Origin of the sequence: Limnobacter sp. CACIAM 66H1 (genome assembly GCF_001601825.1) — a bacterium.
In the GTDB taxonomy this organism is placed as follows: domain Bacteria; phylum Pseudomonadota; class Gammaproteobacteria; order Burkholderiales; family Burkholderiaceae_B; genus Limnobacter.
The window spans coordinates 1-24468 of record NZ_LUJK01000001.1 but is presented as its reverse complement, the minus strand read 5'-3'; the positions used below and the strand labels follow the sequence as shown (position 1 = coordinate 24468).

Annotated in this window: 29 protein-coding genes and 1 riboswitch; of the genes, 21 read left to right on the top strand and 8 right to left on the bottom strand. The window is 53.1% G+C overall.

From position 1 onward, the window contains the following. Nucleotides 1-30 precede the first annotated feature (30 nt). The 4 genes from A0129_RS00140 to A0129_RS00125 all read left to right on the top strand — a co-directional run bounded on the left by A0129_RS00140 (nucleotide 31) and on the right by A0129_RS00125 (nucleotide 2556). Nucleotides 31-1281 (top strand): RNA polymerase sigma factor, encoded by a 1251-nt coding sequence (locus A0129_RS00140; protein ID WP_291711284.1) that lies wholly within the window; start codon nucleotides 31-33, stop codon nucleotides 1279-1281. A gap of 81 nt (nucleotides 1282-1362) precedes the next feature. Further along, nucleotides 1363-1779, top strand: coding sequence for a nuclear transport factor 2 family protein (locus A0129_RS00135; protein WP_291711282.1), 417 nt, complete (start codon nucleotides 1363-1365; stop codon nucleotides 1777-1779). Then, nucleotides 1715-2167: a YciI family protein gene (locus A0129_RS00130; RefSeq protein ID WP_291711280.1), complete on the top strand. Its 453-nt coding sequence runs from the start codon at nucleotides 1715-1717 to the stop codon at nucleotides 2165-2167. Before A0129_RS00135 ends, A0129_RS00130 begins: the two co-directional genes overlap by 65 nt. 2 nt (nucleotides 2168-2169) lie before the next feature. Next, complete coding sequence (locus tag A0129_RS00125) at nucleotides 2170-2556, top strand: YciI family protein (RefSeq protein ID WP_291711278.1); 387 nt, start codon at nucleotides 2170-2172, stop codon at nucleotides 2554-2556. 21 nt (nucleotides 2557-2577) lie between these two features. On the opposite strand, the gene A0129_RS00120 is transcribed toward A0129_RS00125, so the two are convergent. The 7 genes from A0129_RS00120 to ycaC form a co-directional block, all read right to left on the bottom strand. After that, entirely contained in the window at nucleotides 2578-3252 is a 675-nt protein-coding gene (locus tag A0129_RS00120; protein WP_291711276.1) for a histidine phosphatase family protein, read from the bottom strand. Continuing rightward, nucleotides 3249-3656: a DUF6285 domain-containing protein gene (locus A0129_RS00115; protein WP_291711274.1), complete on the bottom strand. Its 408-nt coding sequence runs from the start codon at nucleotides 3654-3656 to the stop codon at nucleotides 3249-3251. Before A0129_RS00115 ends, A0129_RS00120 begins: the two co-directional genes overlap by 4 nt. Beyond that, on the bottom strand, nucleotides 3623-4651 hold the full coding sequence (locus A0129_RS00110; RefSeq protein ID WP_291711273.1) for a phosphotransferase family protein: 1029 nt from the start codon (nucleotides 4649-4651) through the stop codon (nucleotides 3623-3625). Before A0129_RS00110 ends, A0129_RS00115 begins: the two co-directional genes overlap by 34 nt. An 11-nt stretch (nucleotides 4652-4662) precedes the next feature. Beyond that, nucleotides 4663-5436, bottom strand: coding sequence for an SDR family NAD(P)-dependent oxidoreductase (locus A0129_RS00105; RefSeq protein WP_291711271.1), 774 nt, complete (start codon nucleotides 5434-5436; stop codon nucleotides 4663-4665). 9 nt (nucleotides 5437-5445) lie between these two features. Then, a complete protein-coding gene (locus A0129_RS00100) occupies nucleotides 5446-6615 on the bottom strand; it encodes an acyl-CoA dehydrogenase family protein (protein WP_291711269.1) in 1170 nt (389 codons plus the stop codon). A 109-nt stretch (nucleotides 6616-6724) separates the two neighbouring features. Beyond that, nucleotides 6725-7615 carry a pirin family protein gene (locus A0129_RS00095; protein WP_291711267.1) on the bottom strand — a complete coding sequence of 297 codons (891 nt, stop codon included), beginning with the start codon at nucleotides 7613-7615 and terminating at the stop codon, nucleotides 6725-6727. Nucleotides 7616-7638: 23 nt separating this feature from the next. Then, nucleotides 7639-8259, bottom strand: coding sequence for an isochorismate family cysteine hydrolase YcaC (gene ycaC / locus A0129_RS00090; protein ID WP_291711265.1), 621 nt, complete (start codon nucleotides 8257-8259; stop codon nucleotides 7639-7641). A gap of 122 nt (nucleotides 8260-8381) precedes the next feature. Between ycaC and A0129_RS00085 the strand changes: the two genes are divergently transcribed. The 17 genes from A0129_RS00085 to A0129_RS00005 all read left to right on the top strand — a co-directional run bounded on the left by A0129_RS00085 (nucleotide 8382) and on the right by A0129_RS00005 (nucleotide 24391). Continuing rightward, nucleotides 8382-9296 (top strand): LysR family transcriptional regulator, encoded by a 915-nt coding sequence (locus A0129_RS00085; protein WP_291711263.1) that lies wholly within the window; start codon nucleotides 8382-8384, stop codon nucleotides 9294-9296. Nucleotides 9297-9458: 162 nt separating this feature from the next. Beyond that, nucleotides 9459-11666, top strand: a complete 2208-nt coding sequence (katG, locus tag A0129_RS00080; protein ID WP_291711261.1) for a catalase/peroxidase HPI — start codon at nucleotides 9459-9461, stop codon at nucleotides 11664-11666. A gap of 101 nt (nucleotides 11667-11767) precedes the next feature. After that, nucleotides 11768-12889 carry an enoyl-CoA hydratase/isomerase family protein gene (locus tag A0129_RS00075; protein WP_291711260.1) on the top strand — a complete coding sequence of 374 codons (1122 nt, stop codon included), beginning with the start codon at nucleotides 11768-11770 and terminating at the stop codon, nucleotides 12887-12889. A 47-nt stretch (nucleotides 12890-12936) separates the two neighbouring features. Then, nucleotides 12937-13122, top strand: a riboswitch (yybP-ykoY riboswitch). A gap of 3 nt (nucleotides 13123-13125) precedes the next feature. Then, nucleotides 13126-13707, top strand: coding sequence for a TMEM165/GDT1 family protein (locus tag A0129_RS00070; protein ID WP_291711258.1), 582 nt, complete (start codon nucleotides 13126-13128; stop codon nucleotides 13705-13707). Nucleotides 13708-13777: 70 nt separating this feature from the next. Next, nucleotides 13778-14221: a hypothetical protein gene (locus A0129_RS00065; RefSeq protein ID WP_291711255.1), complete on the top strand. Its 444-nt coding sequence runs from the start codon at nucleotides 13778-13780 to the stop codon at nucleotides 14219-14221. 13 nt (nucleotides 14222-14234) lie between these two features. Continuing rightward, nucleotides 14235-14561: a helix-turn-helix transcriptional regulator gene (locus A0129_RS00060; RefSeq protein WP_291711253.1), complete on the top strand. Its 327-nt coding sequence runs from the start codon at nucleotides 14235-14237 to the stop codon at nucleotides 14559-14561. 115 nt (nucleotides 14562-14676) lie between these two features. After that, nucleotides 14677-15051, top strand: coding sequence for a hypothetical protein (locus A0129_RS00055; protein WP_291711251.1), 375 nt, complete (start codon nucleotides 14677-14679; stop codon nucleotides 15049-15051). Further along, on the top strand, nucleotides 15041-16381 hold the full coding sequence (locus A0129_RS00050) for a CocE/NonD family hydrolase (protein ID WP_291711249.1): 1341 nt from the start codon (nucleotides 15041-15043) through the stop codon (nucleotides 16379-16381). Before A0129_RS00055 ends, A0129_RS00050 begins: the two co-directional genes overlap by 11 nt. Before the next feature lie 208 nt (nucleotides 16382-16589). Then, a complete protein-coding gene (locus A0129_RS00045) occupies nucleotides 16590-16886 on the top strand; it encodes a phenol hydroxylase subunit (RefSeq protein WP_105029437.1) in 297 nt (98 codons plus the stop codon). Between the two features lie 34 nt (nucleotides 16887-16920). Further along, nucleotides 16921-17934 (top strand): aromatic/alkene monooxygenase hydroxylase subunit beta, encoded by a 1014-nt coding sequence (locus A0129_RS00040; protein WP_291711247.1) that lies wholly within the window; start codon nucleotides 16921-16923, stop codon nucleotides 17932-17934. Beyond that, complete coding sequence (locus tag A0129_RS00035) at nucleotides 17931-18233, top strand: MmoB/DmpM family protein (RefSeq protein WP_105029439.1); 303 nt, start codon at nucleotides 17931-17933, stop codon at nucleotides 18231-18233. Before A0129_RS00040 ends, A0129_RS00035 begins: the two co-directional genes overlap by 4 nt. Before the next feature lie 39 nt (nucleotides 18234-18272). Further along, complete coding sequence (locus tag A0129_RS00030) at nucleotides 18273-19814, top strand: aromatic/alkene/methane monooxygenase hydroxylase/oxygenase subunit alpha (RefSeq protein WP_291711245.1); 1542 nt, start codon at nucleotides 18273-18275, stop codon at nucleotides 19812-19814. A gap of 22 nt (nucleotides 19815-19836) precedes the next feature. Beyond that, entirely contained in the window at nucleotides 19837-20199 is a 363-nt protein-coding gene (locus A0129_RS00025) for a phenol hydroxylase subunit P4 (RefSeq protein ID WP_040513144.1), read from the top strand. Nucleotides 20200-20218: 19 nt separating this feature from the next. Further along, the gene (locus A0129_RS00020) at nucleotides 20219-21277 is read left to right on the top strand and encodes an NADH:ubiquinone reductase (Na(+)-transporting) subunit F (RefSeq protein WP_291711243.1); all 1059 of its coding nucleotides are present in this window, start codon (nucleotides 20219-20221) and stop codon (nucleotides 21275-21277) included. 15 nt (nucleotides 21278-21292) lie between these two features. Further along, a complete protein-coding gene (locus A0129_RS00015) occupies nucleotides 21293-21619 on the top strand; it encodes a 2Fe-2S iron-sulfur cluster-binding protein (protein ID WP_291711241.1) in 327 nt (108 codons plus the stop codon). A gap of 30 nt (nucleotides 21620-21649) precedes the next feature. After that, nucleotides 21650-22585, top strand: coding sequence for a catechol 2,3-dioxygenase (locus A0129_RS00010; RefSeq protein WP_291711239.1), 936 nt, complete (start codon nucleotides 21650-21652; stop codon nucleotides 22583-22585). Nucleotides 22586-22726: 141 nt separating this feature from the next. After that, a complete protein-coding gene (locus A0129_RS00005; protein ID WP_291711237.1) occupies nucleotides 22727-24391 on the top strand; it encodes a sigma-54-dependent Fis family transcriptional regulator in 1665 nt (554 codons plus the stop codon). Here the strand turns inward: A0129_RS00005 and A0129_RS15785 are convergent. Continuing rightward, nucleotides 24336-24467, bottom strand: a complete 132-nt coding sequence (locus tag A0129_RS15785) for a hypothetical protein (protein ID WP_367189641.1) — start codon at nucleotides 24465-24467, stop codon at nucleotides 24336-24338. The genes A0129_RS00005 and A0129_RS15785 overlap by 56 nt on opposite strands. Nucleotide 24468 lies beyond the last annotated feature (1 nt).

Below are 24468 nucleotides of genomic sequence, written 5' to 3'. Positions count from 1 at the left end.
ATTTGTATTAACGAATGTTAATTTAATCACATGAAAACTGCCCTGCGACCTTGGCTAGACACTTTTTACCAACAGGAGTCCCGCCGAATTCTGGCAACACTCATTCGCCTGCTTGGCGACTTTGATTTGGCAGAGGAAGCCATGCACGAGGCATTTTCAATTGCATTACAGCGGTGGGAAGTCGAAGGCATCCCTGCCAACCCACGGGCCTGGATGGTGTCCACCGCCCGATTTAAAGCCATTGATCAAATCCGCCGCCGTGCAAAATTCGACACCTCTTTTGAAGAGGTTGCTGACGAGCTGTCCGAACGATTGCACCATGAACCCGATCACGTCGACGAAACCATTGAAGACGATCGCTTGCGGTTGATTTTCACCTGTTGTCACCCCAGCCTGTCGCCTGAAGCCCAATTGGCGCTCACCTTGCGGGAAGTGTGCGGGCTTTCAACCGAAGAAGTTGCCAGCGCATTTTTAAGCACTACGCCCACCATGGCGCAACGAATTGTTCGCGCCAAAACCAAAATTCGTGATGCCAAAATTCCGTATGAAGTGCCTCAAGCCGATCAGCTTCAAGAGCGTTTGCATGCCGTACTGCATGTGATCTATCTGGTGTTCAATGAAGGCTACTCGGCCTCGACCGGCGAAGCCTTGATTCGCAAAGAACTCTGCCGTGAAGCCATTCGCCTTGGCCGCCTGCTGGCTGAACTGCTGCCTGAACCAGAGGTATTGGGTCTGCTTGCATTGATGCTCTTGAATGACTCTCGTCAACAAGCACGCAGCACACCCGATGGCGATTTGGTTTTGCTCGCCGATCAAAACCGCACACTGTGGAATCAGGCACAGATTCGCGAAGGCTGCCAGTTGGTGTTGCAGGCCTTGGCCTCACGCCGATTTGGCGCGTACACGCTGCAGGCAGCAATCAGTGCCGTCCATGCCGAGGCCCCCAGCGCGGAGAAAACAGACTGGATACAAATTGTTGGTCTTTACGACGCCCTGCTGGAACACACCCATTCGCCAGTTGTTGCATTGAACCGTGCAGTGGCAGTGGCCATGCGCGATGGTCCGCAAGCAGGGCTTGAACTGGTCGACGAGCTGATGGCGCAAGGCCACCTGCAGGACTACCACTTGGCCCATGCCACACGCGCAGACCTGTACAGGCGAATGGGCCGCCTGAAGCAAGCCCATGATGCCTATCAAGACGCGCTTCGCTTGACTAGACAAGGGCCAGAGCAGCGCTTTTTACAACAACGTCTGGATGACTTGGGCAGCGCGAATAATTAATTTTAAAAAAATTTCAAACAATGTCGATTTCAGAAACCGCCGTTCGACTAATTCATGACACCCCCAACTTGAGGAACAACCATGAACGCAATCAAGGCAGTACTGGAAAGCTGGCAGCAAGCGGTGGTCGACGAAGACCTGGAAAAAATCATGAGCCACTACAGCGAGAATGTAGTGTCGTTTGATGCAGTCAAAGTGCTGCACATCGTCGGCAAAGCCGATTACGAAGAACACTGGAAATACTGCATGCAGTTGTGCAGTGGCGGCATCATCTTTGAAATTCATCAATTGAGTATTCAACACAGCGGCGATCTGGCTTTTTGTCATTACCTGTCGCGCTGTGGTTCGGTTCAAGACTTTGGCAATGAAAACGTTGGCTGGATGCGTGCCACCGTGTGCCTGCGCCAGGAAGAAAATGAATGGAAAATTGTGCATGAGCATTTTTCCTCACCATTCGACCCTGAAAGCGGCAAGGCCATTTTCAGTGCCCAACCTTGAGAGGCAACATGCCATGAAATACCTGTGCCTGGCCCACGAAGAAGAGGCCCTGTTCAAAGCCATGCCCCACGAGGAATGGCTGGCTTTGAGGCAGGAAACCTTGAGTTATGTGGAATCCTTGAGAGCAAGCGGCCACTTGATTACCACCTATGCACTTCAGAGCGCCAACCATGGTGTGCTGGTGCGGGTGCGCAATCAAAGGTTGGTAACCACCGACGGCCCCTTTGTAGAAACCAAGGAACAACTGGGTGGTATTTTTCTGATTGAAGCCCATGATTTCAACGAGGCCTTGCGAATTGCATCGCAATGGCCTTCTGCCCGACTGGGTACGATTGAAGTCCGCCCGATTGAAGAATCACTTCGCGAAGATTGTCGCTACGGAGATTAAATATGAAATATCTTGCCTTGGTGTATTACGACGAGAACATCATGAACAGCATGTCGCAACAGGAATGGGATGCGCTGAACAACGAGTGCATCGCCTGCGTTGAAAATTTAAGCCGCAAGGGGCACTTCATCACAGGTAGCCCTTTGTTGCCGGTCAATACGGCGACCACCGTACGGGTCAGAAATGGTAAAACCCACACGACCGACGGCCCCTTTGCAGAGACCAAAGAACAGCTCGCAGGTTTTTACATGCTGGAAGCCCAGGATCTGAATGAAGCAATTGCACTGGCCGAGAAAATTCCACCCGCCCGTTATGGCTCAATCGAAGTACGGCCTGCACGAGAACTCGTGAGCCATGGCAATGCAGCAGGTGGAGAGCAGGCAATCTGACCTTGCTTTGCCGCAATTAAATTACATCGATGTATTCAAATGCGGTGGCAGATGGTTCACACCATTGAAACTGAGTAAGCTGACTTTGCCTTTTGAATACAGTACCTCGGTGAGCGAAGCATTTCGAATGACACGCAACAGGCTGTACCAACTGGAGTTGGGAAGATTCATGACTTCACACACCAGCGCGGCGATCGACCCCGCCGAGGTCACGACCAGTTGAGTTTGCCCTGAAGCTTGTTGCGCCTGTGTGTGCGAACTTAACCAATCGCGTAACTGTTCACGAAATTCACCAAGGCTTAATCGCCCCGGGATACGCACTTCACCATTGGCCCAGGCCCGGCAGGTTGCATCGTAATCACGCAATATCCCGATACGTTCGCGCCCAGAATTCAGCGCCACGGATCGACCCAGAAACTGCTCTGCGGCACTGAAAATTTCCTCTCCTTCAGCAAACTCATCAAGCGCTGCATGCGTTATTGCAGGTGAATCAAACCCTGCACCTGCCAGTAGCAACGAAGCCGTGTTCGCCTGCCTTTGGCGAGGGCCATGAAACACCTTATCCGGTGTAATGCCATGCGCTTTCATCCACTGCCCTGTGGCACGTGCTTGTGCTTGCCCCAGTTCTGACAAGGCATCATATCGCGCTGCGCCAAAAGAGGCTTGACCGTGCCGCATCAACACCAAGGTACTCATGCCAACTCGCCTTTCAATACTTTGGGGTTGCTGGCCAGCAAGCGGCTTTTGCCCATATCGCGCAAATGATTCAACACCACCCCACGTTCAGTGCTTTCGGGGTCAGCAAACCCTGCACGAATGCGCGCCGCAAGTTCACGATTGGCTTGTGCCACATCGAACACGGGCTCACCCAACAACTGGGCCAACGCTTGCTGTTCGCGCTCATCAGGGGCTGTTCCCTGCTGAAATTCTCGCTGCGCAATCGACATGGCATTCATCACCATCAACACATCTCGCTTGGCATCGCCCTGCAGCATAGGCAACACTTTGCTTTTAAGCAGCTCACGCGCACACCGCAAAAGCAATTCACCAGTGGGTTGTTCACGCATCAGTTGTGCTCCGTCATGTTCAAAATTTCCCATTCCAGCTCCGGCACAATGTGGCCAGTCAACGCAAGCAACAGGGAGTTTTCTTGCCCGGAACAAAAGCGTTGTGCCTGTTCAATGGCCACCACCGCCCAACGCACATGGGCCATCACTTCCCAATAATGGATTTGATCGCGATCAATCATGCGGCCTGATTCAGCTTCATAAGCTTCGTAGAAATGTTCACGCTCGCCAATGCCGCCTGCCTGTAAATCGTCTTGCCCAAAGCGCCAGCATTTGGCACAGAACCAGCCAATATCCTCCAGCGGATCGCTCCAACCCGCAAACTCCCAGTCCAGAATACCGGTCAGCCCATGTTCATCCACCATGTAATTGCCGGTGCGAAAATCGCCATGTGCCAGTGTAATCAAGTCGCGTGCCGGCGCGTGGCGCTCAAGCCAACGCAAACCCCACTCCAATGCAGGGTATGCCATGTGGTGTTGATCCAGAAACATGCGATGGGTGTTGATCCGATACTGCGCGGGCGATTCAGCGTAAGCATGCAAAAACCTCAGTGCCTCCAGGGGCGGCCTGATCGAATGGATACGCGCCAATTCTTTGCCCAAACGATGAGCCAGTTCAACACGATCGGGTGCATAAGTGGTGTTCTTCACCAATACATGGCCTGCTGCTGTGCCGCCTATTCTGCGCATCACAAAAAACGGGCGACCAACCACGGAAGTGTCGGTGCACAAACACAAGGGTTGCGGCACGGTCACACCTGCATTAAACACGGTTTGCAACAAAGCGAATTCCTGCGCACGACCGTGGCTGATGGCCACACCTGCAGTGGGTGAATCGCAGCGCAATACAGTGTTCAATCGGCCACCTTGAGTACTTTCATGAACACCACCAGTGACTCGCAAATCCAGTGCCCAGTTTTCCTGCACAGCACCGCCTGAAAGTAAGGCAGCTTGCAAGATTTCAACCCTGTCAGCCAGCAGGGCCTGCGTCAAGTATTTTTCCAGTGACTGCTTTTGACTGTCGTTCATCGCGAGCTAACCTACAAAGCGCTGACCAAATGCCCGCGGTCCACTGCCACGCAAGCGCCAGTCATCCCCACCCCAGCATTGGAGGCCAACAGCAATAGTGGCCCGGTCAAGTCACTCAGCTCACAAAATTGCCGCGTCGGGATTCGTTTGCGCAGTTTTTCTCCCAATTCACTGGCCAAAAACTCGCTGTTCATGTCAGTGGCCACATAGCCGGGCAAAATTGCATTCACGCGAATGTTGTAACGCGCCAGTTCAAGCGCCATGACCTTGGTGGCCTGCACCAAACCTGCTTTTGAAATGGCGTAAGGCCCTACTGAGCCGCCAACTCGTTCACCCAAAATGGATGCGATGTTCACAATCGCCCCCGGTTTACCTGCAGCAGCCAAGGCGCGCGCAAATTCAGTGCCCACCAGCCAGCAACCTTTCAGGTTGGTATCCAGTATTTGGTCCCAGTCGTCTTCGGTTTGCTCCAGCATGGGTTTGGCAATCGACTGGCCGGCATTGTTGATCAACACATCAGGCACACCATGGTGCTGAGTAATGTTCGCCATGGCTGCGCTCACTGAAGACGATTTGCTGACGTCCATGGCCACCGAAAAAGCTCTGCCACCAGCTGCCTGAATTTGATCCATCACTTGCTGCAATTTCTCAACGTTGCGGGCACTCAACACCACGGTTGCCCCGGCATTGGCGAGCACCTGCGAAAAGTGTTTTCCCAGACCACTCGAAGCACCAGTCACCAGCGCCAATTTGCCTTGCATGGAAAACAGATCATTGTTGCTCATGGTTTTTCCTTATTGTTTGTCCAGGCCTGCAATCAGTTTTTTGCCCATGCTGAAGCGGTGCACTTCACTGGGGCCATCATAAATTCTGAAAGCGCGCATGTCCGTGAAAATGCGGCTCACGATGGTTTCACCTGTGACGCCCTGCCCACCCAGAATTTGCACGCTGCGATCCACGACCCGCCACTCGGCTTCGGAGCACACCACCTTCGCACGGCTCGATTCAAAATTACATCGCTCGCCTTGGTCCAGCATCCAGGCGGTGTGCCAAATGTGCAAACGCGCCGTGTGCAAATCCATTTCATTGTCAGCCAACATAAAACTAACACCCTCATGTGCACCCAACTGCACACCAAAGGCCTGCCGTTTGCGGGCGTAGTTCAATGCAATGTCGTGTGTGCGGCGTGCCTGCCCCAGCCAGCGCATGCAATGGGTTAAACGGGCCGGTGCAAGGCGCACTTGCGCATATCGAAACCCCTTGCCAATTTCACCCAATACACTGCTTTCATGCACACGCAAATTGTTGAACTTCAACACGCCATGCCCACCAGTAAAACAGGCGTCCATTGCATCCATGGTGCGCACATACTCAATGCCGGGGGCATTCATATCGCTTAAAAACATGGTGGCAGTGCCGTCTTCCATCTTCGCCATGATGATGGCAAAGCTCGCCCCTTCCGCGCCGGTGATAAACCACTTGTCACCGTTGATCACGTAGTGGTCGCCATCTTTCACTGCGGTGGTTTGCATCATCGAGGGGTCAGCACCAGCGCCGGGCGCGGGCTCGGTCATGGCGAAACACGAACGAATTTTTCCCTGCACCATGGGTTTGAGCCAGCGTTCTTTTTGTTCGGGTGTGGCCACCACTTCCAGCAAGTGAATATTGCCTTCATCGGGCGCATGAATATTCATGGCCGTGGGCCCCAAGGTGGAGTAACCAGCCTCTTCAAATGCAATTGCTTTTTCAATGTGGCTCCAGCCGCGCCCACCCAGTTCTTTGGACGCATGTGGGGTCAGCAAACCTGCCCTGCGGGCCAAACCCACCAATTCCTCGCGCAGTTCCTCAGAAGGTCCATGTGCAGTTTGACGTGGGTCTTTCTCCAGATGAATGATCTGTTCAGCAATGAAAGTTCTCACCTCATCTTGAAGTGATTTCAATGCAGGGGTCAGGGAAAAATCCATGGGGCACTCCGTGTCAGTCGATACATCTACTGTAATCGACTTCAACACGACAGCCAAAATACAAGAGGTAGGCCTGTCCTATGGATTACCCTGAAAAGCGGGAAAAACCTTACTTCCAGGGCAGTGCTGGTGCAGCCAGGCGTGGCGCAACACCGGTGCTGGCTGATTCGTTGAGCACATCGCCAAAACGCGGATCGCCCTGCTCCCAATCCTTTTGGGCTTGTGCAATCGCTTCCTTGCTGTGCCCCACGAAATTCCACCACATTTGCACGGGTGACTCGAACGGCACACCGCCCAACAACAAGACGCGTGTATTGGCGCCGAGCGTTATCTCCAGACGTTCGGAGTCTTTCTCGATGTAGGCGAATTCTTCAGGCGTGTAATTTTCGCCTTGCACACTCAACTGCCCGGTCAATGGCAAAAATCCGTACTCAAACTCCGGGTTCAAATGCAGCGTGGCTTGCCCGCCGTGCAGGCTAAACAAGTCCATGCCAAGCATTGGCGAATGCACTGCGGTGGGTGCGTTGTATCCCTCGTAGGTGCCAGCCAGCAAGGTGTATTGAACGTCCTCGACATGCCAAACAGGCAATTCTGGATAATGCGCAAAATCGGGTTCACAATTGGCCAGTTCTTCTGGCAATGCGATCCACAACTGCGCAGCATGCAGGCGGCCACCATTCACCACTGAATCTTCCGTGTGCACAATGCCACGCCCCGCAGTCATGAGGTTCACCTGCCCTGGGCGAATAATCAGCGCATTGCCCAGGCTGTCTTTGTGCAGCACTTCGCCATCGATCAACCAGGTGAATGTTTGTAATGCGGTGTGCGGGTGTGCGCCCACGTGCATGCCTTTGCCCGGGGCAAAGTCCACTGGCCCTGCGTGGTCCAGAAAACACCATGCCCCAACCATGCGCTGGTGGCGACTGGGCAAGGCACGTTTCACCAACATGCCTTCGCCCAAGTCTGCACTGCGCAGTTCAATTCGCTTGATTTTGTTCATGTCAAAATCATAACGGTTTGCGCTTACTTCGTCAGTGCCGTGTAGCTGGTAATCAGGTTGCGATAGTCTGGAATGTGATTCGAGAACAAGGCACCCAAGCCTTCAATGTCGTTGCGCCAATCACGGTGCAGTTCACATGCCACACCAAACCAGGTCATCAACTGTGCTCCTGCATTGCTCATTCTTTCCCAAGCGGAATCGCGCGTCAGTTCATTGAAGGTGCCCGAAGCATCGGTCACCACAAACACCTCGTAGCCCTCTTCAAGCGCAGACAAAGTCGGGAAAGCCACACACACCTCAGTCACCACACCCGCAATAATCAACTGTTTTTTGCCGGTGGCTTTGACTGCAGCCAGAAACTCGTCATTGTCCCAGGCATTGATCTGTCCCGGGCGGGCAATGTAAGGTGCATCCGGAAAAATCTCTTTCAACTCGGGCACTAAGGGGCCGTTCGGGCCGGTTTCAAAACTGGTGGTCAAAATAGTGGGCAATTTGAAGTATTTCGCGAGATCGGCCAGGGCCAACACATTGTTTTTGAAACGATCAGGATCGATGTCACGCACCAGCGACAACAAACCGGCCTGATGATCCACCAGCAGCACCGCAGCGTTGTTTTTGTCGAGACGAATGTAAGGCTTGCTCATGCTGTCTTCCTTTTCATTGACAGTTAATAATGGCAATATGCTATTGAAACAATCAATCATTGATAAGCTGGCATAAACTCAACAATTTGTTCTATTGATGGAACAATAAAAAGCAAATACACATGGACCTCAACGACCTGTATTACTTTGCCAAGGTGGTTGAACATCAGGGTTTCTCAGCTGCGGCGCGTGCTCTGGGTGTTCCGAAATCAAAAATAAGCCGCCGCATCGCCGAGCTTGAAAAGCGCCTGAACACGCAACTGCTGTATCGATCAACGCGCAAGCTACACATCACAGAAATCGGAAAAACTTACTACCAGCACTGCAAGGCCATGTTGATTGAGGCCGAAAGTGCACAGGAATTGATTGAACAAAATCATTCCGAGCCACGTGGCCTGATCCGCATGACCTGCCCCATCGCATTGCTGCATGCACACATTGGCGACATGCTGGCAGAATTTCTGGTGAAACATCCGCAAGTGACAGTGCACATGGAAGCCAGCAACAGGCGGGTGGATGTGGTGGCCGAGGGAGTTGACCTGGCCATACGGGTTCGCCCCTTGCCGCTTGAAAACAGCGATCTGGTGCTCAAAGTTCTTTCAGACAGGGGACTGTGTCTGGTTGCGTCTCCCCGGTTGATCCGAAAAATGGGGCTTCCAAAACATCCCACTGAGTTGACTGAATGGCCAAGTCTTGGTTTGGGACAAACACAGGGGAATGTACAAAACAACTTTGAGTGGTGCCTGACTCATCTCAGTGGGGAGCGAGTGGTCGTGCCTTTTTCTCCCCGACTGGTAACGACCGACATGACAGCCCTGCGGGCCAGTGCGATGGCAGGGGTGGGGGTGGTTCAATTGCCCAATCTGATGGTGCCCGAACAGGTCGCCGACGGGCGATTGGTCAAATTGCTTCCAGAGTGGTCTCCGCGTCGCGAAATCATTCACGTGGTGTTTCCATCGAGGCGCGGCATGCTGCCCGCAGTGCGTGCACTGATCGACTTTCTCTGCCAGAAGTACGACTCCTTCGATGAGGAGTGACCAACTTTTTTTCAGGTATTAATATGGAAGACATGCTGAAGGTCAAAAATATCAATTGCCCCTGCCTATAGGGTAAATTTATAAAAACAACTTGATTGATAGGATTTAGCACCCTACACTGAATTCAGCAGTTAATAATTAACGGCAACAAAGGAGAGATGTATGTCAAACGATGCAAAGTGCCCATTCACGGGCGACGGTCCCAAAACAGCGATTGCCGGCACACCCACTAACGCAAGCTGGTGGCCGAACGCCTTGAACATTAAATTGTTGAACCAGAATTCCCCATTGACAGACCCCATGGGTGAAGATTTCGACTACGTAGAAGAAGTCAAGAAACTCGACGTACCAGCCCTTCTGAAAGATCTTGAAGCGCTGTACACCAATTCTCAAGACTGGTGGCCCGCCGACTACGGCCACTATGGCCCATTCTTTGTCCGCATGACCTGGCACGCCGCCGGTACCTACCGTATCGCCGATGGCCGTGGCGGTGCTGGCACCGGCATGCAGCGTTTTGCACCACTGAACAGCTGGCCTGACAACGGCAACCTGGACAAGGCACGCCGCCTGCTGTGGCCCATCAAGCAGAAGTATGGCAAGCAGTTGTCATGGGCTGACCTGATTACACTGGCGGGTACCTACTGTATGGATACCATGGGCTTCAAAACCTTTGGTTTTGCCTTCGGCCGCAAAGACGTGTACGAGCCAGAGGAAGTGTACTGGGGCCCAGAAGCTGAGTGGCTGGCCACCAGCGACAAGCCCAACAGCCGCTACAGCGGCAAGCGTGGCCTTGAGAACCCCTTGGCTGCTGTACAAATGGGTTTGATTTACGTGAACCCGGAAGGTCCGGACGGCAACCCCGATCCCAAGCTTTCAGCACACGACATTCGCACCACCTTTGGTCGCATGGCGATGAACGACTATGAGACAGTGGCACTGGTCGCGGGTGGTCACACATTCGGTAAGGCACACGGTGCAGGCAACCCTGCCCTGGTTGGCCCAGCGCCCGAAGGTGCACCCATTGAAGAGCAAGGTTTGGGCTGGATCAACAAGCACGGTACAGGCAAGGGCGGTGACACCACCACCAGCGGTATCGAAGGCGCATGGAAACCCAACCCCACCAAGTGGGACATGGGTTACCTGGAAACATTGTTCAAGTACGACTGGGAGCTGACCAAGAGCCCAGCTGGGGCACATCAGTGGAAGCCGAAGGGCGGCGCAGGTGCAGGGACAGTAGTGGACGCACACGACCCCAACAAGAGCCACGCACCCATGATGACCACAGCCGACCTGGCGCTGCGCATGGACCCCGACTACGAGAAAATTTCTCGCCACTTCCTGAACAATCCAGATGAATTCGCTGATGCCTATGCACGCGCCTGGTTCAAACTGACCCACCGCGACATGGGACCAAAAAGCCGTTACATTGGCCCATTGGTGCCAAAAGAGGATTTGATCTGGCAAGACCCAGTGCCTGCTGCAGATTACAAGCATGCCGATGAGGCTGATGTTGCTGCGCTAAAAGCCAAAGTACTGGCCAGCGGCTTGAGCATTCCTCAACTGGTACGCACAGCGTGGGCTTCTGCTTCCACCTACCGCAACAGCGACAAGCGCGGTGGTGCAAATGGTGCACGCATTCGCTTGGCTCCCCAGAAGAACTGGGAAGCCAACAACCCTGCTGAATTGAGCAAGGTGCTGGAGCAACTGGAAGGCATTCAAAAGCAATTCAATGACGCAGGCAACGGCAAGAAAATTTCGATTGCTGACCTGATCGTGATTGCAGGTGCTGCCGGTGTAGAAGCTGCGGCAAAGAAAGCCGGTCATGACATCAAGGTGCCAGTTGCCTTGGGCCGTACCGATGCCACTCAGGATCAAACCGATGTGGAGTCTTTCGCAGTGCTGGAGCCAACAGCCGATGGCTTCCGTAACTATGCCCGTAAAGGCTTGGAAGGCACCGCGGCAGAGCGCTTGATCGACAAGGCCAGCTTGCTGGGCTTGACTGCGCCTGAAATGACCGTGTTGGTGGGTGGCTTGCGTGCCATGAATTCCAACGTGGGTGGTGCCAAGCATGGTGTGTTCACCAAGCGCCCCGAGGCATTGACCACTGACTTCTTCACCAACTTGCTCGACATGAGCACCAAGTGGAGCAAGTCAACCAGCGCCGATGGTGTACTGGAGGGCCGTGACCGCAAGACAGGCGAAATCAAGTGGACAGGTACCCTGGCCGATATGTGCTTCGGTTCCAACTCACAACTGCGCGCACTGTGTGAAGTGTATGCAGGTGCAGATGCCGAGAAGAAGTTTGTGAACGACTTCGTGGCCGCCTGGAACAAAGTAATGAACGCTGATCGTTTTGATCTGCACCATTAATTTGAACTGGCTGTGAAAAAAGCCCGGTGTGAAAGCACCGGGCTTTTTTTATTGGTGTATCTTCTTGAGTCACTTTGAGAACATTACACGCCAATCACCCTATGTCCGCACCTGTCACATTCAGTACTTTCAGCACCGCCAGTGGCCACAAGTTTGGTCATGCAGTCTTGAACAATCCTGCAGCCTTGAATGCACTCACCTTGCCCATGATCGACCTGCTCGATCCCCAATTAAAAAGCTGGGCAGAAGACGATTCGATTGCAGGTGTGGTGCTGAGTGCTGCAGGCGACAAAGCCTTTTGTGCAGGCGGTGATGTGGTGAGTTTGCACCACGCCAGCAAGCGTGTAGGGGCAGGCGTAATACCGCCTGAAGCCGAGGCATTTTTCGAACGTGAGTATCGCTTGGACTACCGCATACACACCTACCCCAAACCCATTTTGTGTTGGGCACACGGCATTGTGATGGGTGGTGGTGTGGGTTTGATGGTTGGGGCTTCACACCGCGTGGTCAGCCCCAATGCACGGATCGCCATGCCGGAAATTCACATTGGTTTGTACCCGGATGTGGCCGGCACCTGGTTCTTGCATCGAATGCCCGAGCGCACGGGTTTGTTTCTGGCGCTGACCGGCGCAATCATCAACGCGGGTGATGCTTTGCTGGGCAAATGGGCCGATGCGGCGATAGAACATGCGCAGTTTTCAAATGTACTGCATGCCATTGAAAACACCAGCTGGCAGGGTGAGCTGAAATCGGACAGGGAAAAATTGTCTGCCGTGCTAAGACAGTTCGAAGTGAACGCGCCCACACCTTTGTTACATACACACGCCAAAGAAATTGATGCCGTAATGAACCATGACACACTGGCTGAAATCGACGTGTCCTTGCGCGCGCTGCAACAAAGCGAGGTGGTCTGGCTGGCCAAAGCTGCTCAGGCATATGCGCATGGCTCTCCCACTTCGGCCGCGCTGTCATTTGAATTGATGAAGCGCCATGCGGGCGCAGATCTCGCCGATGTATTGCGGCTGGAGTATCAGGCTTCCGTGGGCTGCTGCGTACATCCAGACTTTCCGGAAGGCGTACGTGCATTGCTGGTGGACAAAGACAAATCGCCCAAGTGGAACCCGGGCAAGTTAAGTGAGGTGAGTGAAGCAACGATTCACGATCTCTTGAAACCACGATTTCTCGGGTTGCACCCCTTGAACGATTTGTCAATTTGCCTTTGAATCCAATCTCGATCGACTTGATTTTTTGAATGGCAAGTCCTATCATTGCGACACTCATTGGGGAGTAGCCTCTTTCCGCTCGGAAAGGCTTACGTCAACACACTTGGCCTAACATCTTATACAGGCTATGGCGTAAGCGGTTTTTGAACTTGGCAAGACCTTTGACTACACGGCTTCCAGATTGGCCTGGAGAAGCTGCGTGGTCATTCGGTTTTTCCAGGCCCAGGAACTTTTAAATGTCTTCGGCACTTCTCGTATCCACCGGTGTAATTGCACTTGCTGAAATTGGGGATAAAACCCAGCTTCTTGCATTTCTGTTGGCCACACGTTTCAAAAAACCAGTCCCCATCATCATTGGAATTACTTTGGCCACCCTGATCAATCACGGCCTGGCTGGCGTGGTGGGTAGCTGGATCACCGCCAATGTGGATCAATCCGTTCTGCGTTGGGTGCTTGGCGCATCCTTCATCGCCATGGCAGTGTGGACACTCATTCCTGACAAAATCGAAGATGAAGAAACCCAACTGGCGACCAAGCTGGGGGTGTTCGGTGCCACCTTCATCACCTTCTTTTTAGCGGAAATGGGCGACAAAACCCAAATCGCCACCGTGGCCATGTCAGCACACTACAACGATGTGCTCATGGTAGTTGCGGGCACTACACTGGGCATGCTGATTGCCGACGTGCCTGCGGTGTTTGCTGGCGACAAGCTGGCTGAAAAAATTCCGATGAAGCTGGTGCACCGAACAGCTGCTGCGATGTTTGCAGCACTGGGTGCGGCCACCCTCTTTGGCGTTGGGGCAGGATTTGGGCTTTAATTTTGAGTGAATCAATCCATTCACAGAAAAACATGTATCAAGGATATGTTGACCCAACCAAGGCACAACGATGAGCCATGCGCACATCTCATCACTGTCGATCTGGCGAGATCGTTTTATCTACATGTCCCCCTACTTTTTGGGCGAGCAAAGCTGCCGTCCATCCACGGTCATCCTGATCGGCACGGATGGCGACTTTGAAGTGGAGTCGTCTGGCCACAAACACAGTGGTCGCGCATTTTTGATTGGGTCCAACGTGGCCCGTACGCTGAGCGCCAACAACACCTGTCTTTACAGTTTGAATGTGGATCCAATCAACCCTTACGCCCGAAAACTGCGCGAAATTCTGGATGGCAGGGATATTCTTGACCTGCAGTCACGACTGAATGAAACCGCACAGCAACATGCGTATGACAGCATGTCGGGCAAACGCACTTGCCACGAACTTCGTCACAGTTCCGAGGTAATTCTTCAGGCGCCTTTTTCCGGAAATTATTGGGGCACCACCACTTGACCGGCGTGTAGACATGGTCGCCTCCTGGCTTCACACCCACATTCCTCAAGTTGCTGAACTAAAAAAGCTGTCGGCTCTGTGCGGCTTGTCGGAGAGCCGTCTGGCCCACCTGTTCACAGACGAAGTGGGCATTTCAATTCGGCAATACCTGCTGTGGATCAAGATGCGTTACGCGGCAGAGCTTTTTGTGCGCAACAAAACATTGTCTGAGGTGGCCCATGAAATCGGCTTCTCTGATTCCTCGCACCTAAGCCGTACTTTCACGCGTTACTTTGCACTCACTCCCTCGTACCTTGCAAACAACAAGCTGGTTGAATTACAAATTTGTGATGACTCGTAGCAAGTACATACAAAAGTAGCAACTGCCTTCTATCGCACTGCCCAACATCCACCTATTCTGCTTCCGAAGCATCACCACAAGATACACAAAAAGAAATCAATACCGGAGACAGACTTTGAGGACGTATCATTTATTCACATCCATCGTGCTCACCACATGCTTCACACTGCTTGCAGGCTGCGGTGGATCGGGTGAAAACAGCGCCGCGCGGACAAGCCCCTCGGGTACCGCAGCACCTCAGGTGCAGCCATCCGACGTAGCCGTCAACCCAGCCACAGCCTCAGTTACTGAATGGGGCTACATTCCGTTGCCCGATGGCAACGAGCTGCGTTACACCGCCTGGTTACCCGAAGGTGAAGGCCCCTTTCCAGTACTGATGATGTACGAGGGCTATTTTGGTGGCAGCGATCCATCGCGTGCAGCCAACATTTTCGTGTATGACATGCTCGCCAAAGGATATGCGATTGTGGGTCGCCAGCATGCAGCCTAAACACTTGGTGGCTGTAGGCCCCGGTATGCCAGTGGTGGACACCTACCGGGACATCGGTTTTCCGGGGGGTATTCTGAACGCCGCATTTCCACCCGCTTGGGGTGCTGGGTTGAATGCCGACTGGGCCATCGCCTATCGCGACGCCCTGCAAATTGGCGACAACAAGTGTTTGCAACACGGCGCACTTCATGCCGCTCAAAACAACCTGAACTCACTGGCGGTTCAAATTCCGCAGCACCCGAACGACGACGCCTGGCACCACGCGCACAGCATCAAAAACTGGGTGTCCAATATCAATGTGCCCGTGTTTGCGACCCAGGCCTGGCAAGATGAACAAACAGGGGGCCGAGGTGCTTACTTCTACGACCAACTGGATCCCAACAAAACCTGGATCATCACCAGCAATGGCCACCACACCATACATCAGTATTCCCACGGCATCATGGCCCAACTTCAATCGTTTTATGATCACTTCTTGAAAGGAATCGACAACGGTTTCGACAAAACACCCAAGGTACACATTTGGCACGAAACCGACGCAGCCAACTTGGCTCCCAACAGCGTGACAACACTGCCAAAACTTCCAGTGAAAGTAAAAGCAAAGGAGTTTCATCTGGCTCCTGGTGGCTTGATGCTGAACGACAAAGAGACCGCAGCAGCAGGGCCCGGCACCAGCTACAGCTACCCGCTGCCCGCACCCAATGTAATTGACAGTACAGGGGTGTTTGACCGCACGCAAACTGGCGGTGTTACCGCCAACACATGGACTGTTTCTCCTGACAATCCCTTGGGTCGTGCCGTGTTCACCACCAAACCGTTGTTGAACACCTTCACCAGCTACGGCGTCTCAAGTGCAGATTTGTGGGTATCCACCACTGCCAACGATGTTGACCTGCAGGTGACCATGGTGGAGGTTCGGCCTGATGGACAAGAACAATACGTTCAGCGCGGATGGCTGCGTGCATCACATCGCGCCCTGGACGAACAACGTTCAAGCGCGCTACAACCCTACCACCCGCACACCGCTGAATCGCTGAAAGACATGACACCTGGCGTACCGGAATTGCTTCGGGTTGAGATGATGCCCTTCAGCCATGTGTTTCGCAAAGGCTCCAGCATCCGTATGTATGTTGAAAACCCCAGCATGATCGGACTTTGGGGGTTTCAATCAATCCTGACGCCACAAACCGTGACTGTGCATCACGATGCCGAGCATCCGTCCAAGATCGTACTGGGTGAATTGACCAATGCGAATGTGAAACCAGAGTTGACCGAATGTGGCACGGTGGATTCACAACCGTGCAGAAATAATCCGGTGCCTCAGCCCTGACAAAAGAAGCGGGGAACCACATGAGTGGGCACCCCGCCCTCGTTTCACCATTTGATCAACTTGCACCGCAGCAATTGATCTTTTCAGCACCCGTAAATTTCTTAGAATCCATCCTCTATTTTTTATAATTCCCATCATTTCAATCACTTAGATAACATGGCATACCCCTTGCCCCCTTTACATGGGAAATCAAGCAAGAGGGTTCCAAATGATCAAAGAAGTCAAAACATCCAAAAGCGATACCCCGCCACCGGAGCTGAACGGAATTCTGGAGGCGTCCATTCCACGTTATGTGCGCGTCACCGGCACCTTGAACAATCGCTTTGTCGAGTTCGAGTTTTCGATTGGCGATCCAGAGCTTTGCGTGGAACTGGTGATGCAATTCGATCAGTTCCGCGAATTTTGCAAACAACACAATGCTGTGGAATTGACTGCCGAGCAATGCGCCTGGCTGGACTACGAACGCCTGAAGTGGCAATTCGGCCAGGCCGGCGTCAGCGAATAAAAAACCAAATAAATAGAGGAAAGGAGAAGACATCATGCAAGTCGACATCAAAACGTCGAACATCAAACAACTTCGCAACACATTCTCGAATGTGGCCCGCCGGTTGGGTGCAGACAAGCCTGCGTCGCGCTATCAGGAAGCCACGTTCGACATGCAGTCGGACACCAACTTCCACTACCGCCCCATTTGGGACCCACAGTACGACCTGTACGACACTGCCCGTACAGCCATCAAAATGGCCGATTGGTACAGCTTCAAAGACCCACGACAGTACTACTACGGCGTGTACACCATGAACCGTGCCAAGCAACAGGATGCGGCCGAAAAGCAGTTTGAGTTCGCAGAAAAGCGTGGTGTGTTCTACAACCTGAGCGAAAAAGACAAAGAACATTTAATTTTCGCTGTGCTGCCGCTTCGCCACTACGAGTGGGGCGCCAACATGAACAACTGCTTTTGTACCAGCTTCGGTTACGGCGCTGCAATTACACAAGCCACCATGTACAACACCATGGACCGCTTGGGCCTCGCGCAATACGTCAGCCGCCTTGGTTTGCTGCTGGATGGCAACACGGGCGACTCATTGGAAGTGGGCAAGCAGCACTGGCTGCACACGCCCGAGTGGCAAGAACTTCGCCGCAGCATGGAAAACCTGTTTGTCACAAAAGACTGGTTTGAAGTTTTTCTGGCACAGAATTTTGTGATGGACGGACTGGTGTACCCCATGTTTTACAAGCACCTTGAAACACGCCTGAATCCAATGGCTGGCCAAACCTTCTCCATGTGTACCAACTTCATGCAGGAATGGTTTGCCGAAACCCAACGTTGGGTGGACTCCACCATCAAAACCGCAGTGGATGAATCACCAGAGAACAAGGAAATACTGAGCCGCTGGTTCGACATCTGGATGACAGAAACTACCCGCGCTTTGCAGCCTTTGATGACCTCATTGTTTGCAGAAGAAGCCGCCAGCATTTTCATGCAGATTAAGGAAGACCTGCTGGTGCGCGCCAAGAAGATCGGTTTGAAAACACCCGGAGCTACAGCATGAACACGCCAACCCCAGAACGAACGAAAACGCCGGTGTTTATTGCATTTGTCACCAACGACGATACCCGCAACATTGTCGAGGCCATTCGGGAAGACAACCCGCAAGCCACAGTCGAGGAGTTTCCGGCAATGGTCAAGATCGAGTCGCCCGGCCGTTTGGTGGTCAAGCGCCAAAGCGTGTCCGACCTGATGGGGCGTGACTGGGATCTTCAGGAAATTCACCTGAACCTGATTTCCCTGTCGGGCAGCATCAATGAAACAGAGGATGAATTTGAACTGTACTGGGGCCACGCGGCGTAATGCCAGTCCCGGAAATTTTCAACTTGAAGGAGTAGAGACATGAGCGCAGTACCCAAGAACACAGGCAACAAAAAACTGGGCCTGAAAGAGAAATACGGCATGATGACCCGCGGACTTGGCTGGGACACCACCTACCAGGCCATGGACGATGTATTTCCCTATGACAAATTCGAAGGGATCAAGATTCACGACTGGGACAAGTGGGAAGATCCGTTCCGCTTGACCATGGACGCCTACTGGAAATTCCAGGGCGAAAAAGAGAAAAAACTGTACGCCATTATTGACGCGTTTGCTCAGAACAATGGTCAGTTCAACGTAACGGATGCTCGCTACATCAACACGCTCAAGCTGTTCCTGACTGGTGTATCCCCTCTGGAATACGCTGCACACCGTGGCTATGCCCACGTGGGTCGCTCTTTCCGTGGCGTCAGTGCACGCATTGCATCGCAGATGCAGGCCATTGATGAATTGCGCCATGCACAAACCCAGGTGCACACCATCAGCCACTACAACAAGTTTTTCAACGGCTTGCACGACTTCCGCCACATGCACGACCGCGTGTGGTACCTCAGCGTACCCAAGAGCTACTTTGAAGATGCACAGTCTGCAGGTCCCTTTGAATTCATTACAGCCATCTCGTTTTCTTTTGAGTATGTATTGACCAACCTGTTGTTTATGCCATTCATGAGCGGTGCTGCCTACAACGGCGACATGGCCACGGTTACTTTCGGCTTTTCCGCCCAATCAGATGAATCCCGCCACATGACACTTGGTCTTGAGGTGGTCAAGTTCATGCTGGAACAAGACCCGGGCAACAAAGACATCGTTCAAAAGTGGATCGACAAGTGGTTCTGGCGCGGTTACCGCTTGCTGGCCTTGGTTTCGATGATGATGGACTACATGCTGCCCAAACGCGTGATGAGCTGGCAGGAAGCATGGGAAACCTATTTCGAGAAAAACGGTGGCGCACTGTTCGAAGACTTGAGCCGCTACGGTATTCGTATGCCCAAGTACCACGAAGTAGCCAGCAAAGAGAAAAGCCGTTTGAGCCATGAAGTGTGGGCTACTTTCTACAACTTCAGCCATGCCGCTGCATTTCACACTTGGGTACCCGAAGAAAGCGAACTGAAGTGGTTGAGCGAGAAGTACCCCGACACTTTCGACAAGCACTATCGTCCACGTTTTGAGCACTGGGATGCCCTTCAAAAAGAAGGTAAGCGCTGGAGCAACCCAGGCCTGCCGATGCTGTGCCAGTTGTGCCAAGTGCCGGCAATTTTCACGGAACCCGATGACCCCACAACCACCTGCCTGCGGGAAACAACCTACCACGGTATGAAGTACCACTTCTGCTCGGATGGCTGTAAAGACATTTTCGAGAACGAGCCCGAGAAGTACGTTCAAAGCTGGCTGCCTGTGCATCAAATCTTCCAGGGTAATTGTGGTGGCGAAGGATTGGATAACGTTCTGAAGTACTACAACCTGGTGCCTGGCCAGGACAACGGCGAGTACATGGGCAGTCAGGACCAGATGAACTGGGAGCAATGGACAGGGCGCGACCACAAAGACGCACCGGCGGCCTGACAACAACAAGGAGGAGAACAACATGGCACTCGTTTCATTGCAACCAGGCTACACCGGCGTTGTACGCGATCTTGAAGAGAACTTTCACGGCAACCGCTTGTTGTTCGTGAACTGGGAACACCACCTGATGTTTTGCGCACCCATGGCCTTGCCACTACCACCCGCCATGCCCTTCGGGGCATTGGTGAATGAGGTACTGCCTTCGCTATACGGAAGTCACCCCGACTTTGCAAAAATTGATTGGAGTACCGTTCAGTGGAAACACGGGCGTGAAAACTTCACTCCCGACTTGGGCAAATCGCTGGATGAAAACGGTTTGACGCACAAGTCGGTGTTGCGCTTCACCACCCCCGGCTTGACAGGCCTGTCTGGTTCGGGCGCGTAAGCGCAAAGGGGAACCCGCAATGAGCTATCAACTCACCATCGAACCGATTGGTCAAACAATCGACATCGAGGAAGGGCAAACCGTGCTGGACGCCTGCCTTCGTGCAGGTGTTTGGCTACCCCACGCCTGTGGTCATGGCCTGTGCGCCACTTGCAAGGTACAAGTGTTGGAAGGTGAATTCGAACATGGGGAAGCCTCGCCGTTTGCGCTGATGGACTTTGAACGCGATGAACGAAAAATTCTGGCGTGCTGCGCAACCGTTGAATGCGACACCGTGATTGAAGCTGAGGTGGACGAAGACCCGGATGCACAATTCATTGGACTTCAGGACTTCTCCGGGCGTGTGGTCAAAGCTGACATGCTCACCCCCACCATTCGCGGTATCTGGCTTGAAGTCGATGAGCCGGTTCACTTTCAAGCTGGGCAGTACGTCATGCTGAAAGTACCGGGCGTGCAAGGCGAACGTGCATTTTCAATCGGCAATGCTCCGGGCACAAACCTGGTTGAATTGCATATTCGAAAAGTACCAGGCGGTGCGGCCACCACCTGGCTGCATGACGAACTGAAGGTGGGTGACACACTGGAATTCACCGCCCCGCTGGGTCGCTTTTTCACACGCAAATCGGCCAATCTACCCATGATTTTTCTGGCCGGTGGTTCAGGTCTGTCAAGCCCCAAAGCCATGATTGAAGAACTGTTCAACGAAGGCTGCACACTGCCCATCACTCTGGTGCAAGGCGCTCGCAATCAGGCTGAACTGTACTACTACAGTCACTTTGTCGAGTTGGCTGCAAAGCACCCCAACTTCACTTACATCCCTGCCTTGTCAGATGCAGACATCAGTGAAAGCTGGACCGGAGCAAAAGGTTTTGTTCACGAGGCATTGAAGGCGCACTTCAACAATGATTTTCGGGGCCACAAGGCTTACATGTGCGGACCACCGCCCATGATTGAAGCGTGTATTTCAACCCTGATGCAAGGCCAGTTGTTTGAACGGGATATTTACACCGAGCGGTTCCTGACCTCGGCCGATGCAGAAGGACTGGCCAAGAAAAGTCCGCTGTTCAAACACGTGTGATGGAGGGCTGCACACATGCACCGCGTGGCCATTCAAAACACAAAGGAAGAGTACACCTGCAGCTCAGAAGACAACCTGCTGAAAGGCATGGAGCAACTGAACCGCAAAGGCATCCCGGTGGGATGCCGTGGTGGTGGATGCGGCGTATGCCGTGTCCGCATTGAATCGGGCGAATACCGCACCCTGAAAATGAGTCGACAGCATGTGACGGCTGAAGAACAAGCCCAAGGCGTGGTGTTGGCCTGCCGATGTTTTCCGCTGACCGACCTTGAACTGTCGGCCCTCGGAAAAATGGAAAAGTGCATTGCGAAGCATTTTGCCAAGCAACCCATGCACACATAGCAATAAAACCATAGGGATAAGGAGATCAACATGGCAATGACAGGCGTAATAAGGCCAAGCCACGTGGCGCTTCGGGTGCTGGATTTGGAACCAGCCGTGAAACACTACACCGAGGTACTGGGCCTGCTTGAAACCGGACGCGACATACAGGGTCGCGTGTATTTGAAAGCATGGGATGAGCATGACCACCACAGCGTAGTGCTGCGTGAAGCAGATGCCGCCGGCATGGACTACATGGGATGGCGCGTCGACAGCATTGAAACGTTAAAAGACCTTTCGAAAAAAGTGGGCGAGAGTGGTCTTGCCACCGACTGCTGCTGGATTCCCGCCGGAGAACACCTGGAAACCGGCGAGCGCTTTCGTTTCACCACCACCACAGGCCACACCATGGAACTATTGGCCGAAAAAAACAAGGTGGGCAATTGCCTGCCGCTGGTGAACCCAGACCCCTGGCCAGACGGCTTGAAAGGCATGGCACCTTCGCGTTTTGACCACTGCCTGCTGTATGGCGATGACCTGGATGGCGTGGTGAAGTTATTCACCGAGGTGCTGGGCTTCGATATCACGGAGCAGGTAGTCACCGAAGATGACCACAACTTCCGCATCAGTGTGTTCTTGAGCTGTTCAACCAAACCGCATGATGTGGCCTTCATTCGGCAGCCCATGAAAGGGGCGTTTCACCATGCCTCATTTATTCTGGACAACTGGGGCGAGGTACTGAAAGCTGCGGATATTATTTCCAAGAAGAAAGTGTCACTCGACCTTGGGCCCACACGCCACGGTATTACCCGTGGTGAGACGATTTACTTCTTCGACCCCTCGGGCAACCGCAACGAAGTCTTTGCGGGTGGTTACATTCATTACCCTGACAAACCTGTGATTACCTGGACCAGCGACGACTTAGGCAGGGCGATTTTTTACCACGACAGAAAGCTGAACGAAAACTTCCTGGGCGTATTTACCTAAGCAATACAATGCTTTTGACGGGCCATTGGCATGGCCTGAAAGAGCCCAAACGGGGTAACAGTCCCGCTTGGGCTTTTTTACATTTTCTGGATTAAAAACAAGGCATAATCAAAAGAAAAAAGCCAAAGGCACATTGGAGACATGAATACTGTGACCGACCTGCAATCCCTGTTGAAATTCAATTACCCGTCAGGCCACATCTGGTTGGACGAGCAACGCATGCTATTGATGCATGCCCGCGCGCTGGGCGCGCTGCGCAAAGAATTGTTTGAAACCCTGGGCCTGAAACGCGCGCGCGGGCTGCTGATCCGCCTGGGTTTCGCCTCAGGCATTCGGGATGGACAAGTGGCCTTGAAGCACAAACGCCCTGGCGGTTCAGTTGAAGAAGCTTTCATGCTGGGCCCTCAACTGCACACACTGGAAGGCATGGTGCAGGTTGAAAAGCTCAGCTTGGAAATTAATTTGCCAACCAAACACTTTTACGGTGAATTTGTCTGGAAGAACTCGTGGGAAGACGAGGCTCACGTGGCCGACTATGGCCAAGGCGATGAACCAGCCTGTTGGACCATGATTGGCTATGCCTCCGGCTACTCCAGTGCCTTCATGGGCAGACTGGTGCTGTATCGAGAAATGGAATGCATGAGCCAGGGCGATTCACAGTGCCTGATCATCGGTCAAAGTGCAGAGGCTTGGAATGACCCCGAGTATGAGGAATATTTCAAAGCCCAAGCCTTCGCCGAAGAATTGATCGAATACCACATGGGTGCAGAGAAACTGGACACAGCTCTGGTTCGCCGGCGCAGCAATGACGATTTGGTGGGCGTATCTCCTGCCTTCATGAATGCTTTCGAATTGCTGCAGCGCGCGGCACAGGGCAGCATCACTGTATTGCTCCTGGGCGAAACTGGGGTAGGCAAGGAAATGTTTGCTCGCTGGTTGCACGACAAAAGCCCTCGTGCCAAGGGGCCCTTTCTGGCCGTCAACTGTGCAGCCATTCCACATGAATTGATTGAAGCCGAGTTGTTTGGTGTGGAAAAAGGCGCTTACACGGGAGCGCACACACCACGCGCAGGCCGCTTCGAACGTGCCGACCACGGCACCCTGTTTCTTGATGAAGTGGGCGATCTGCCTTTGTCAACGCAAGTGAAACTGCTGCGCGTGTTGCAAACCGGCGAGTTCGAAAGATTGGGTTCGGAACGCGTACAAAAGGTGAATGTTCGTATTGTGGCGGCCACCAACGTGGAGCTGCAACAAGCCATACGCGAGAACAAATTCCGTATTGATTTGTACTACCGCCTCAACACCTTCCCCATCAAAATCCCCCCCCTGCGGGAACGCCAAGCAGACATTTCGCCACTGATCAACCGCTTCATGACCAAGTACTGCACAAGCTACAACAAGAAGCTGCAAGGGCTGACCGACAAAGCCATGCAAGAGGTGATGAGCTATGAATGGCCCGGCAATATTCGCGAATTGGAAAACCTGATTGAGCGCGCCGTGGTGCTGGCACCCGACGGGGGGTATGTGGAGGCCTGCCACTTGTTTGACGACCGCATCGAACCCTGCAAAGAAAAATCGCAGCTTAATGCGCAAGGCGAGTTGGCGCCAGTTGAAACGCGCCCTATTGATGACTTGTGCAATGAAATTTTAACCAAGAATGTGGGGCTAGACACCTTGGAACGCCGACTGATGCAAACTGCCTTGAAACAGGCCAAAGGTAATCTGTCTCAAGCTGCACGGGTGTTGGGCATTACCCGTCCTCAACTGGCTTACCGTCTGAAGAAAGAAGGTATTCCGCTGGAATGAGTTGACCAAGGCGAATTGCTTCAAGACGAGATTTCACACCCATTTTCGAAAAAATATTTCGCAAGTGGTATTTCACC